10 protein-coding genes are annotated in these 13399 nt (G+C 40.7%); 4 read left to right on the top strand and 6 right to left on the bottom strand.

What is annotated here, in order from left to right:
* Nucleotides 1-30: 30 nt before the first annotated feature.
* From M3P19_RS12940 to M3P19_RS12915, 6 genes are all read right to left on the bottom strand, one after another.
* Complete coding sequence (locus M3P19_RS12940) at nt 31-1554, bottom strand: sulfatase (RefSeq protein WP_249658107.1); 1524 nt, start codon at nt 1552-1554, stop codon at nt 31-33.
* A 55-nt stretch (nt 1555-1609) separates the two neighbouring features.
* Nucleotides 1610-2458 carry a fumarylacetoacetate hydrolase family protein gene (locus tag M3P19_RS12935; RefSeq protein ID WP_249658106.1) on the bottom strand — a complete coding sequence of 283 codons (849 nt, stop codon included), beginning with the start codon at nt 2456-2458 and terminating at the stop codon, nt 1610-1612.
* A 16-nt stretch (nt 2459-2474) separates the two neighbouring features.
* On the bottom strand, nt 2475-3332 hold the full coding sequence (locus M3P19_RS12930; RefSeq protein WP_249658105.1) for a fumarylacetoacetate hydrolase family protein: 858 nt from the start codon (nt 3330-3332) through the stop codon (nt 2475-2477).
* Between the two features lie 21 nt (nt 3333-3353).
* Nucleotides 3354-4688, bottom strand: a complete 1335-nt coding sequence (locus M3P19_RS12925) for an L-fuconate dehydratase (RefSeq protein ID WP_249658104.1) — start codon at nt 4686-4688, stop codon at nt 3354-3356.
* A gap of 132 nt (nt 4689-4820) precedes the next feature.
* Nucleotides 4821-6899 (bottom strand): alpha-L-fucosidase, encoded by a 2079-nt coding sequence (locus M3P19_RS12920; RefSeq protein ID WP_249658103.1) that lies wholly within the window; start codon nt 6897-6899, stop codon nt 4821-4823.
* A gap of 47 nt (nt 6900-6946) precedes the next feature.
* On the bottom strand, nt 6947-9349 hold the full coding sequence (locus M3P19_RS12915) for a glycoside hydrolase family 95 protein (protein WP_249658102.1): 2403 nt from the start codon (nt 9347-9349) through the stop codon (nt 6947-6949).
* A 301-nt stretch (nt 9350-9650) separates the two neighbouring features.
* Between M3P19_RS12915 and M3P19_RS12910 the strand changes: the two genes are divergently transcribed.
* The 4 genes from M3P19_RS12910 to fucP are packed head-to-tail and all read left to right on the top strand — an operon-like array spanning nt 9651 to nt 13395.
* Nucleotides 9651-10424, top strand: a complete 774-nt coding sequence (locus M3P19_RS12910; protein WP_249658101.1) for an SDR family NAD(P)-dependent oxidoreductase — start codon at nt 9651-9653, stop codon at nt 10422-10424.
* A 15-nt stretch (nt 10425-10439) separates the two neighbouring features.
* The gene (locus M3P19_RS12905) at nt 10440-11270 is read left to right on the top strand and encodes an amidohydrolase family protein (RefSeq protein WP_249658100.1); all 831 of its coding nucleotides are present in this window, start codon (nt 10440-10442) and stop codon (nt 11268-11270) included.
* Nucleotides 11271-12053, top strand: coding sequence for an L-fucose dehydrogenase (locus M3P19_RS12900; protein ID WP_249658099.1), 783 nt, complete (start codon nt 11271-11273; stop codon nt 12051-12053).
* Nucleotides 12054-12072: 19 nt separating this feature from the next.
* Nucleotides 12073-13395 (top strand): L-fucose:H+ symporter permease, encoded by a 1323-nt coding sequence (gene fucP / locus M3P19_RS12895; protein ID WP_249658098.1) that lies wholly within the window; start codon nt 12073-12075, stop codon nt 13393-13395.
* The last annotated feature ends 4 nt before the right edge of the window (nt 13396-13399 follow it).

The following is a 13399-nucleotide window of genomic DNA, read 5'->3' as shown; positions in this document are numbered from 1 at the left end:
GAAGAAGTACTTTCTTGATATTCATAGTTTCTATTGTACTACTGCATTAGGATATTCTACAGGTTCTCCTGTTTCTTTGTCCGTTGGCATATGGGCTGAAACACTTTCTAAATAATCGGAAAGTAGCTTTGCCAATTCGTTGCCCTTTTCTGAATTGGTAGTATAAAGATCATTGGTTTCGCCAATATCTTCCTCAAGATTGAACAATTCGAAATTCCGGTCTATATGGTGATAAATCAACTTCCAATCTCCTTTTCGAACGGCACTGTAAGGAGTAAATTCGTAGGTGCTTGGAAAATGCCAAAATATAGGACGATCTTTTTCATATGTTCCATTACCGGTCAACAGGGGCATAAAACTCTTACCATCCACACTTTTATCTGCTTCTTCCTCCAAACCGGCCATTTCCAATAGTGTTGGAAAGATGTCCTCGATTATCAAGTATTGGTTATTCACCGTCGCTGGGTTCACAACATCTGGCCATTTTACCAATAAAGGTACGCGTGAGCCCCCTTCATATGGGGTTAATTTATGGCCCCGCAAGGGCACATTTATTGGTGTATTTTTAGGAGCGCCATTATCAGACATAAACACAATAATGGTATTATCCGTAACACCCAATTCATCCAACTTATCCAAAATATCACCTAAGGATTTATCCATTCCTTCTACCATCGTGGCTAAAGTCGCCTCAAACTCATTCATTCCAGCGTCAATGTACTTTTGATAAAATCTCTGATCAATTTCCCAAGGTGCGTGTACCGCATAATGGGACATATAGAGATAGAATGGTTGGTTTTCTGATACGGCGGTTTCCAGCGCTTTGTTGGCCTCAACGGTCAATGCTTCCGTTAAAAAGATATCCTCGCCATGGTATTTTTCCAATCCCGGCACATTCCATACGTCCATTCCGCCTCTCCAAGTAGCGCTAAAGTTATTTTGCCCAAGGTAACTCCCAGGTCCTCCTGCAGCATGTCCAGCAATATTTACATCAAACCCTAGATTCAATGGATCTTCTCCTGGTGTTTCCTTAGCCCCAAAATGTGCCTTACCCGCATGGATTGTTTTGTAGCCCGCAGTTTTTAACAATTGCGGTAAGGTTTCAGCATGTACTGTCCTTTCTATACCTGGGACAGGTTGCAAACCATTTACGTTCCACTCAGCAGCTATCACCTTTTCATGCTCATATTCCGTGGCTTTGTTTTTAATGAGAGTCCAGTTGGTTACGCCATGTCTTGCACCATTTATTCCTGTCATTAAACTTATTCGCGAAGGTGAGCAAACCGCTGTTGCATAGGCCTGGGTAAATTTCATTCCGTCTCTTGCCAAACGCTCCATGTTGGGTGTGCGGTATTGCTTATTTAATGCCGTAACTTCTGTATGAAATGGTACTGAAGTGTTTTGCCAACCCATGTCATCAACAAAAAAGAATACAATGTTTGGTGGTTGTTCTACTTCCGTTTTTTCAGCACAGCTCCATACCGAAATACAAGCCATAACAAGCATTAGCCATGTGATAGGGACTAAACTGAACTCATTCTTTTTAGATTTCATGTTTTATGGATTTAATAAATTAAACACCTTGTCTTTATTCCATAGCCAATTCCAATCATTTGTTGGACTTTACAGCGACATGATTGACCAAAGTCCCGATCTGATCTATGGATATGCTAATCAAATCCCCAACAGCCAAACTGAATTCATCTGGCGGAACCAAACAGGTTCCTGTCATTAAAAAGACTCCGTCTGGAAAATCACATTCCCGGAATAAAAACCCGACCAGTTCGTCAAAACCACGTTTGATTTTAGATATGGCCACATTCTCTTCATACATGATTTGGTCCTTACGCGCTATTTGGATATGGATTTCCGTAGTTGAAGGAATCTGGTTTTCCAAAACCAATAAACAAGGGCCTATTGCAGCACTTTTTTCATAGGTTTTCGCTTGTGGAAGGTATAACGGATTCTCACCTTCAATACTTCTGGAACTCATATCATTCCCAATAGTATACCCTTCAATATTGCCATTGGAATTAACAAATAAGGTGAGTTCAGGTTCTGGTACGTTCCATGAAGAATCCTTGCGAATGAATACTTCTTCACCGTGGCCAACGCATCTACGAGCCGTAGATTTAAAAAACAACTCCGGCCGTTCGGCGTCATACACCTTATCGTAGAAAATAGCGCCTCCAGAAGCTTTGGCTTCATCCATTCGTGCAGATTTGCTACGTTCATAGGTAACACCGGCCGCCCAAATTTCCTGACTTCCCAAAGGTGGGTCCAATTTAGTTTGACGTAAAAAGGAATCGTTGGTTTTATTCCAGCTATCAATTTCATCGGATAGCGTCCTGTGCAAATTTGGTCTGTTCAGAAAAGCATCCCAATCCAGAACCTCTTTCGTATAAAAAGTACCCTTGTATTCGATATAGGCAGTAGTACCTGTTTTATAAACTTTCATCCGACAAATTGGCTTATCATTTGCTCTTATATGCTATTGCGGTTTGTTTGGAAACGCCTAGACCATCAATGCCTAATTCCATTACATCTCCGGGTTTAAGGTATAATGGCGGGTTTAAACCCAATCCAACTCCAAACGGTGTGCCGGTTGAGATAATATCTCCAGGTAACAACGTCATGTACTCGCTTATGTAACTGACTAAAGTTGGGATATCAAAAACCAAATCTGAGGTGTTGGAAGATTGCATTGTTTTTCCATTCAGTTTTAACCAAAGATTCAAATCATGGGGATTGGAAATTTCATCTTTAGTTACCAAATAAGGTCCAATTGGCGCAAACGTATCGCAGCTCTTACCTTTTACCCATTGTCCGCCCTTTTCCAATTGGAATTCACGTTCACTTACATCGTTGTGCACCATATAACCGGCCACATAGTCCATCGCTGATTCCTTGGCCACATAACTTGCTTTCTTTCCAATAACTACTGCCAATTCCACTTCCCAATCAGTTTTTGTACTGCCTTTTGGAATAACAACATCATCAAAGGGGCCTGTAATTGCTGTGGTGGCTTTAAAAAACAATACTGGTTCTGTGGGAACATCCATACCACTTTCTGCAGCATGTTTTGCGTAATTGAGGCCAACGCATACGATTTTAGACACGCCAGTGATTGGAGGTCCAAGGCGCACATCATCGGTCAATTCTATTCCTTCAGCATCGTCGGACGCGATATATTCGTGCAATTTTTCAATACCATTTTCGGTAAAAAAGGAATCATCAAAATCACCTATAATAGCTGTCACATCATATAGCGTGGTATCAACAAGTACTGCGGGTTTTTCATTCCCTGACTTTCCGTATCTAACTAATTTCATAAGTGCTTTTACTTAATTGTTTTATGAATATTGTACCGTGTCATTTGCTCGGATATCTTGCCAAACCGATCCATTCGGAAATTCATAGGCAACCAAGGATGATTCCTTAATTTCTATGCTATACCCTGGCATTGTAGGCACTTGATAGGCTCCATTCTTTATAACCACAGGATCTAGGAAATGTTCGTGCAAATGATCCACATATTCAATAATTCGTTCATCTAATGAACCACTTATGGCTATGTAATCCAACATACTCAAATGCTGCACATGCTCGCATAGTCCAACACCTCCTGCGTGCGGACATACGGGTACATTGAATTTGGCCGCCATAAGCATGATGGCCAATAACTCGTTGACACCACCTACCCTACAACTATCGATTTGGCAAACGTCAATAGCATCTGCCTGCATAAATTGTTTGAAAATAACCCGATTCTGACAGTGTTCCCCTGTAGCAACTTTAATTGGCCTTATGGCATCAGCAATTGCTTTATGCCCTAAAACGTCGTCTGGACTGGTAGGTTCTTCAAACCAATAGATATCGTATTTGGCCAATTGTTTGATATTCTTGATTGCTTCATCAACATCCCATTTTTGGTTTGCATCCATCATTAATTTCAAGTCTGGGCCAATTTCTTCGCGGATTATGGATGCTCTTTTCATATCCTCATCCAAATTACCGCCCACTTTCATTTTAATATGCTTCCAACCCTCTTCCACGGCTTCTCTTGACAGTCGCCTAACCTTTTCCTCACTGTAACCAAGCCATCCTGCCGAGGTGGTATAAGCCGGATAACCATTTTTCTTTAAATAGTTGACCCGGTCTTGCTTGGTAGCTGCTTTCGCTTTTAAAATCTCCAAAGCTTCCTCTGGGGTTATGGCATCGGTTATATAACTGAAGTCAACGCAACGAACCAATTCTTCCGGACTCATATCTGCCAAAAGCTGCCAAAGCGGTTTATTGTTTATTTTGGCATAGAGGTCCCAAATCGCGTTAACAACCGCTCCCGTTGCCAAATGGATAACACCCTTCTCAGGCCCTAACCACCGTAACTGACTGTCTCCAACAATCAGTTTGTTCCAAAACTTACCAAAATCTCCAACTATATGTTCTATCTCTTGCCCAACAACGAGATGGGAAAGTGCCTCAATAGCCTGAACACATAATTGATTCCCTCTACCAATCGTAAACGTCAACCCATGCCCTTCCACATCGTCCTCACGATCCGTCTTGAGTATAACATATGCTGCTGAATAATCCGGATCGGGATTCATGGCGTCTGATCCATCTAAATCCTGACTTGTGGGAAATCGTATATCCTTGGCTTCCAAGGAAATTATTTTACCATTCATTGATTGGTATTTTATGATGATTAAAACAAATATATCTGATGAATAGGGTAGAAACCACTTTACTATATGCAACTACTTGTACTTGGTTTGCAGTACTTAAGCTCATAGTACTTTTGAATTAAATTGGCTTACCTATTCTATTATTCCTATTTCCGCAATTGAGACTTTCCTTTTACCTTCTACTTCTTCTTTGGCAACTAGCTTTAAATATCTTGCGGTGGTAGCTGCCTTAAATAATTGTTCCTGTACTATTGGATTGTGTTTGATATTGGAAAATTCGCCTTTCATTTGTTCGGTCCAAACCAATCCATCCAAACTAGTGAATAGCTGATAGGTTCTAATTTTACCACCCGAATTGGACGGCATATAAGTGAATCCATCAACCTCCAAAACTTCATTGAAATCTATAACAAGCTGACCTGGGACAGCTAATTCAATTTCAGTGGATAAATCATCGTCAATAGATTTTTCAAGGTTAGTGGTCTTTCCCTTTCCAGTAGTAGTCGCTATCCAGCTGTGTTTACTTGTACCTAACCAAATATGCACGGGTTTACTGTTGATTCCTTCCTTCGTATTTCTGGAAATAGCTTTAATACTGCCCGATTTATTCACAGGAAAAGGTTCAGTATATGGAATGCTATTTTCCGTAGGCTCGGAACCGTCTAGTGTATAATACAATTGCTCACTTGGATTTAATGCTTCTATAGTGACCATTCCATTTTTATCACGCAAGATCTTTGGGCCATGTACAAAAGTTGGTGCATTGAATGCTTGTATCGTTTGTAGAATTGGACATGCCCTAGCATCCGTAATATTTATCCGTAGCGCAATGGCATTTACCCGGGTGGTCCTAAGTATACGTTTATAACCAATGGTGGTTTCATTCGTAATGGTTTCCCAACGACCGTTAACCAAAGCCTCCACATTAAATTCACGAACGCGTTGACCTAATTTTATATATTCTTGAAGCAAAACCCTGTTCACAGCCCTAGGTTCATCAAACTTGAACGTAATTGATGCCGTCTTCAAGGAATCATCCGTAGTCCAATAGGTTTCTTTATCCCCATCGATTAAGTTTTCAGCGGAATATATACTGGAATTCCCACGAATATTATCAACCATGACCTTGGAATCCTTTAATAATTCCTTTTCAAAGTCACTTTTAATAACCTCAACCATTTCCATAAGTCTTGCTTCGTCATTATCGTGTACCAAACCTCTGCGGTCCACGGGCAAATTCAATAATAGATTGGCATTTCGACCTATTGATTTGTAATAAATGTCTACAACCTCCCCAAGTGAGCGAACATGATTGTCTTGAGTGGCATGATAAAACCATCCTGGTCTGATGGAAACATCCGCTTCTCCGGGAACCCAACGTTCACCGTCTTCATGACCACTCATAAACTCGGTATAATGGACGTTCCCTTTCAATAACTCCTCTTGTTTTAACATACTCCAATTGGTGGAATTGGCATAACCCTCCTCATTTCCAATCCAACGGGCTTCTGAAGGGCCAATACCCCAAACCAATGTTTTAGGGGACCATTTATAAATGGAATCATAGGTGGTTTGCCAATCGTAATATTCCAAGGTGTTTATTTTACGGGTTTCGTTGGCACCTCCGTAATATCCATCGCCTCCGTTAGCCCCGTCAAACCACATTTCGAAAACATCCCCGTAGTTTGTCAGCAATTCCTTCAACTGATTTCGAAAATAAATGACGTATTCCTCCCTACCATATTCCGGATGATTTCTATCCCATGGCGACAAATACAATCCCAACTTCAATCCATATTCCCTGCATGCATCTGCCAATTCCTGCACCACATCCCCTTTTCCATCTTTCCATGGGGAATTCTCAACAGAATGATCGGTGTATTTTGATGGCCACAAACAAAACCCATCATGGTGTTTTGCCGTGAGAATAATTCCTTTCATTCCGGCTTCCTTAGCTATTCTGGCCCATTGCCTAGTATCTAGCTCAGTTGGGTTGAACAATTCTGGTGATTCATCACCAAACCCCCATTCCCTATCGGTAAAAGTATTGGTTGTAAAATGCACAAAAGCATAGAATTCCAATTCGTGCCACTCCAATTGTTTTGCTGAAGGCAAAGGCCCATGTGGTTTTGGTGGCGCAACGGTGGGTTGGCAACCTACAATTATGACAGTTATGACTAGTCCAAGAAATTTTAAAATTGGTTTAAGCATGTATTCGTTTTTTACGTATCCGTAATTGGTTCTTCATCTAACTAACCTCAATCAAGGGGCAGCAAATCGGGCCCTAATACAAGGGTTTGATTTTCTCCTAGTGTTATGTTTCTTTTGATGCCATTGTATTCTAAAGTGCAGTTGTTTCCAAGAATTGACTTGATTCGCGACCATTGTAAGCGTCCTTTATGCCATTTCATGTCTATTTCAAAATTCCCTCTGGCCTTCAAACCCGTGACAGATCCGGATTTCCATGCATCTGGAAGCGCAGGTAACAATCTGATTCTTCCTCCTTGGGATTGCAACAACATTTCAGCTATTCCAGCCGTTGCTCCCATATTCCCGTCCAATTGAAATGGTGGATGGGCACACAATAAATTGTTATAGGTACCGCCTCCTTGAATCATATCGAATCCTTCATCCGTGGTGGTCCTTAACAATCTACTGATCATTTTATGCGACCTGTTACCATCTTGTAACCTTGCCCAAAAATTAATTTTCCATCCTAATGACCACCCAGTCCCTTCATCACCTCTAGCATTAAGGGATACTTTTGCCGCTTGGGCCAAATCCGGAGTATCCTCCAAATTGATTTGATTGCCGGGATGCAAGGCAAATAAGTGTGAAATATGTCGATGTTTGTTTTTAGGATCATCTCGATCTTCCTTCCATTCCTGTAGTTGCCCCCAGCTTCCAATTTGTGGTGGCAACAGCTTGTTTTTTGCAGACTCCAATTGCTTTTTAAATTCGGACTCCTCTTCCAATAACTCACAGGCCGCTATACAATTGGTGAATAAGTCCCAAACAATTTGCATGTCCATTGAAGCTCCAGACGAAATCCCACCATGTTCTGGGGAGTATGATGGGGCAGAAACCAAAAAGCCGTCCTCAGATTCCACCAAATAATCCAACCAAAATTGCGCTGCTTCTTTCATCAAAGGAAAAGCTTGTTCTTCCAGATAAACTTCATCTTGTGTATAGCCATAATGTTCCCATGCATGTTGGCTAAGCCAGGCAGCTCCACCAGGGAAAAAACCCCATGGAAAATCCCATCCCGGCGCTGTAAACCCAAAGGTGTTGTTCATAGTATTCACAATCCAGCCATCGGCATTGAAAAAATCTCTTGCACTGCGCTTTCCGGGCTCCACCAGGGTTTCCATATAATCCAGCAATGGCTTATGGCACTCACTCAAGTTGGTACTTTCAGCCGGCCAATAGATCATTTGTTCATTAATGTTCATGTGGTAATCCGATGCCCACGGCGGAGCCATTTTATCATTCCATTTACCTTGTAAGTTGGCCGGCAGGGTTCCTGGCCTTGAGCTACTTATCAACAAATACCTACCGTACTGAAAGTATAAGGATTCCAAACTTGGATCAGCGAAGCCTTTTCCATACTTTAACAATCGTTCATCCGTAGGAAGCGTGTTCGCTTCGGTTGACCCCAATTCTAGTGAAACCCGATTAAAAAGGGTTTGGTAGTCCGCAATATGCTCAGCTAATAAATTGTCAAAACTTTTGGTTTTAAGTATAGTTGCGCGTTGCGCTAAATGTGATTCAAAATCATTGCCCTTATAATGAGGATAATCAGTGGTATAGTCGGTTTCCGCGATTAGTTTTAAGGTTACACTCTTGGCGCTTTCGACATTGATTTTGTTTTCAGTAATTGAAATCTGACCGTCATTGGAGGTAACCAATACACGTGCACCAAATGCCATACCGTTATTTTGCAATTTTCCTTCCAAAATGAGTTCATCCGCATGCTGATGGTACTGAACATTTGTATGCGGGGTCTGCAGTTCTATATCATAATCAAGTCCTCCGTTTGCATCATTTTCAAATTTGAAAACCATGACGCGATTTGGATAATTAGCAAAATAGCTCCGTTTATGATTGGTATCCCCTGATTTGTAACGCACTTCAGCTAGTGCCTTGGAAATATTCAATTCCCTTTTATATTCAGTTATAGCACCTACATTTTCTACTTCCACGTACAAATCTCCAAAGGCTTGGTATGCGCCATATCCTTCCCATAGCCCATGCTCAGTATTGTTCTTAATTACTCCTGTAAGTTCCTTTCCAGCTAATTGGTGTGCTTCTTCGTATTTTCCAGCAGAAAGTAATTCCCGAACCAATGGTAGGTATTCATGAGCTCCTGCCCTATTACCCCCGTTATATGCTTCCCATTCCCCAGGACCTCCCGACCATAGGGATTCTTCATTAAATTGAATCTGTTCTTTATCAATTCCACCAAAGACCATGGCTCCCATATAACCATTCCCAATGGGCAGCGCCTCCCGCATCCATGACTTTGCTTCTTTGGTATACCAAAGTTTCAATTCATCTGGTTTTGGATTCTCCAATTGGGTCGTACAAGCAGTTGCCAAAACCAAAAGCAATATTCCTATCAGTTTCATACTGAAAATACCGATGTTAATTGGAGATTTCATAGTTAGGTATAAATGTAAATTTCATTAAGCTGGGATACCACTGATAGGTATACTACCATCCATACTTAGTTTGCTCTGTTTAATCCTTATTACGTCATTTTGTATACATACTATCATATTATGGAGGTCTATCTGCGATACATTTTCTATATCACATATGTAAGATTGCTTCAAAAACAAGCTCGTGTGCAAAAGAAGTATCACAACAGGTTAATGTGATTCTTGCCTTTGGAAAGACAAAAATCTAATTTTCCATCACCAAGGTTTGTCAGCTAGACAATACCTCATTAAATTACTTTTGATGAAATTTTCGCTCAAAAATAAAGTTGCCCTTATTACGGGAGGTGGCAGTGGTATTGGACAAGCAATTTCCAAAACCTTTGCTCAGCAGGGAGCTTATGTTCATATTATTGAATTAAATTCAGAAAATGCCGATGCCACCATCGCTGAAATAGAAAAAAGCAATGGACAAGCAGAATCACATTCTTGTGATGTTTCAAATCAATCCCAAGTACAAAAGGTCGTAGCTAATATTTTGAATAAACATGCCATCAATATATTGGTAAACAATGCCGGTATTGCGCATGTGGGGAATGTGGAGGGCACCTCTGAAGAAGACTTAGACCGACTGTACGCCGTGAACATAAAAGGTGTTTATAATTGTATTCATGCTGCCATACCACATATGAAGAAATCTGGTGGTGTAATCTTAAATATGGTTTCTATTGCTGGATCGGTAGCCGTAGCGGACCGCTTTGCCTATTCCATGACCAAGGGTGCTGCCTTGGCCATGACCTACTCCGTTGCAAAAGACTACTTAGATTGCAATATAAGATGCAATAGTATTTCTCCGGCAAGAATCCATACGCCTTTTGTTGATGGTTTTTTAAATAAGAATTATCCCAATAATGTGGAGGAGATGTTTGATAAACTTTCCAAAACACAGCCAATCGGAAGGATGGGTAAGCCAGAAGAGGTAGCTAATCTCGCTTTGTATTTATGTTCCGATGAAGCAGCATTTATAACCGGCACGGATTTCCCCATTGATGGAGGATTTATAAAATTAAACGGATAAAATACGCTTGGTTCCATGGTCATAGATAGTCATCAACATTTTTGGAAATACAATCCGGTAACTCACGGATGGATAGATGATTCCATGGCCAAAATCCGTAGGGATTTTACTCCAACTGATCTACAACCAATTCTTGAAACCAATGGAATTGATGGTTGTATAGCTGTTCAAGCCGACCAAACTGAATCTGAAACGGAGTATTTGTTGGACTGTGCCAAGGAACATCATTTTATTAAAGGTGTAGTGGGCTGGGTAGATCTTATGGCACCCAATGTTGAAGCTCGCTTAGCGTATTTCGCACAACATGAATCACTAAAAGGAATAAGACATATTGTGCAAAGCGAGCCAAACGATTTTATGCTGCGATCCGAATTTCAATCAGGAATAGCAAAATTAAGCCAGTTTGGACTCACCTATGATATATTGATTTATCCTCAACAATTGGATGCCGCCATTGCATTGGTTCAAAAAAATCCTGACCAGCAATTCGTCCTGGACCATATTGCGAAACCCAGCATTTCGAAAGGAATGGACAAGGCTTGGAAATCAAAAATAAAGGCATTGGGCGAATTGGAAAATCTGTATTGCAAAGTTTCCGGAATGGTCACTGAAACAGAGGAATTTCGGTGGAATGTAGATGATTTTAAAGTATTTTTAGATGTGGTGACACAAGCTTTTGGCGTGGATAGATTGATGTATGGTTCTGATTGGCCCGTATGTTTGGTCGCAGCCAGTTACAAGGAAGTACTTTCTATTATCAAAAACTACTTTTCTGATGAAGAATTAGCTAGTATCATGGGTTTGAATGCCTGTAAATTTTACCATTTGGAACAAAGCGGAGGTTAAATGGATTTAGAATTGAAAAATAAGGTTATTGTGGTTACAGGAGGTTCCAAGGGAATTGGAAACGGCATATGTAACGTACTTGCTAATGAAGGAGCAATCCCAGTGATTGTTGGCAGGACAAAACCTGATGTGATAAAAGCCGTGGAATCTATAAAACAAAATGGCGGAAATGCTTTTTATGCCATTGCCGAATTGACAGATCCGCGCCAATGTAAAGCTGCAGTGGATATCGTTATCCAAAAATTTGGTAAGATAGACGGTTTGGTGAACAATGCCGGAATCAATGACGGCGTAGGATTGGAAAATGGTGGATACGACAAGTTTGTACAATCCATAAACAGAAATCTTACCCATTATTATCTAATGGCCCATTATGCTTTACCCCAATTAAAAGCCAGCAAAGGAGCCATTGTGAATATTGGTTCCAAAACTGCAGAAACAGGTCAAGGAGGAACATCCGGATATGCCGCTGCCAACGGTGGTAGAAATGCACTGACACGAGAATGGGCGGTTGAATTGCTTCCCTACCAAATCCGCGTTAATGCAGTAATTGTTGCAGAATGTTACACTTCTTTATACGATAAATGGATAAAGACCTTCCCTGAGCCAGAAAAAAAACTAACGGAAATAACCGAACGCATACCCTTGGGTAAGAGAATGACCACTGAAACAGAAATTGCCAACATGGTGGCTTTTCTTTTATCGAATAAATCCAGTCACACTACAGGACAGATTATTCATGTAGATGGTGGATATACCCATTTGGATAGAGCACTTAAATAACCAACCAAACTTTACACCAATGCCAGAAAATCAAAAAGCCCCCGTAGTTTCCAAATCCGTTTTGGTTCCTTTTATATTGATTACCTCCTTATTTGCTTTATGGGGTTTTGCCAATGACATTACGAATCCTATGGTTTCCGCTTTCAAGAAAATCCTTGAATTGAACAACACCCAAGCTTCATGGGTGCAAGCTGCTTTTTATGGGGGTTATTTTACCATGGCCTTGCCAGCTGCATATATCGTAAAGAAATATTCCTATAAACGTGGAATCATTTTTGGATTGGTATTGTATGCCACAGGTGCCTTGTTGTTCTTTCCTGCCACAGCCATGGAGAATTATTTCTTTTTCTTATTGGCTTTGTACATTTTAACCTTTGGTTTGGCATTTTTGGAAACTACTGCTAATCCATACATCATGGCCATGGGAGATGAAGAAACCGCTACCCAACGACTTAATTTGGCACAAGCATTCAATCCACTTGGTGCCTTATCTGGATTGTTTGTAGCACAAACATTCATTCTAGGTGCTTTACAATCCGACGATGTTGACGCCAACGGCAACAGCATTTATGAAACACTTTCTGAAACTGCAAAAGCAGCTGTTAAAACATCAGATCTGACAGTTATCCGGAATCCATATGTTGCACTGGGCATATTTGTTTTAGTAATGTTAGTAGTAATTTCCGTAGTGAAAATGCCAGAAAAGAAAGAGGACAAAAATTCAGTTGGCCTTTGGGATTCTATTAAGCGGATATTCAAAAAAGAACGATTTGTTGGAGGTGTATTATCGCAAATGTTCTATGTGGGCGCTCAAATTATGTGTTGGACCTATATCTATCAATATGCAGAAAATTTAGGAATAGATAATCGGAATGCAGTTAATTATGCATATGCTGCCCTAGGTATTTTCTTAGCAGGTCGTTTTCTATGTACGTACCTCCTCAAATTCATAAATTCTGGAAAACTGCTCATGTTATTGGCCATGCTTGCCATTGTTTTTTGTTCGGGAGCAATATTTATTGAAGGAATGACAGGCCTATATTCGCTGGTCATGGTCTCGTTTTGCATGTCATTGATGTTCCCAACCATTTATGGTATTGCATTAAATGGTCTAGGGGACGATGCCAAAGCTGCGTCTGCCTTCCTGGTGATGGCCATTGTTGGTGGTGCCTTTATGCCAATTTTACAAGGTTTGATATTGGATATTGGTGGCTCTGGTTACGCTGATGTTAGGATTCTTGGTGTACCAGAAGTGAACTTTTCATTTGTATTACCGCTTTCGTGTTTCTTGATTGTCGGAATCTACGGTTACAGAACCTTTAAAGTCTACTCAAAAGCCTAAACCC

The sequence above is a fragment of the Flagellimonas spongiicola genome (assembly GCF_023502425.1).
GTDB classification, from domain to species: domain Bacteria; phylum Bacteroidota; class Bacteroidia; order Flavobacteriales; family Flavobacteriaceae; genus Flagellimonas; species Flagellimonas spongiicola.
This window is presented reverse-complemented; position numbering and strand designations above follow the sequence as displayed.

Excerpts from the sequence above, each read along its gene's own strand:
- M3P19_RS12940 (WP_249658107.1), bottom strand. The coding sequence starts at position 1,554 with ATGAAATCTAAAAAGAATGAGTTCAGTTTAGTCCCTATCACATGGCTA.
- M3P19_RS12935 (WP_249658106.1), bottom strand. The coding sequence starts at position 2,458 with ATGAAAGTTTATAAAACAGGTACTACTGCCTATATCGAATACAAGGGT.
- M3P19_RS12930 (WP_249658105.1), bottom strand. The coding sequence starts at position 3,332 with ATGAAATTAGTTAGATACGGAAAGTCAGGGAATGAAAAACCCGCAGTA.
- M3P19_RS12925 (WP_249658104.1), bottom strand. The coding sequence starts at position 4,688 with ATGAATGGTAAAATAATTTCCTTGGAAGCCAAGGATATACGATTTCCC.
- M3P19_RS12920 (WP_249658103.1), bottom strand. The coding sequence starts at position 6,899 with ATGCTTAAACCAATTTTAAAATTTCTTGGACTAGTCATAACTGTCATA.
- M3P19_RS12915 (WP_249658102.1), bottom strand. The coding sequence starts at position 9,349 with ATGAAATCTCCAATTAACATCGGTATTTTCAGTATGAAACTGATAGGA.
- M3P19_RS12910 (WP_249658101.1), top strand. The coding sequence starts at position 9,651 with ATGAAATTTTCGCTCAAAAATAAAGTTGCCCTTATTACGGGAGGTGGC.
- M3P19_RS12905 (WP_249658100.1), top strand. The coding sequence starts at position 10,440 with ATGGTCATAGATAGTCATCAACATTTTTGGAAATACAATCCGGTAACT.
- M3P19_RS12900 (WP_249658099.1), top strand. The coding sequence starts at position 11,271 with ATGGATTTAGAATTGAAAAATAAGGTTATTGTGGTTACAGGAGGTTCC.
- fucP (WP_249658098.1), top strand. The coding sequence starts at position 12,073 with ATGCCAGAAAATCAAAAAGCCCCCGTAGTTTCCAAATCCGTTTTGGTT.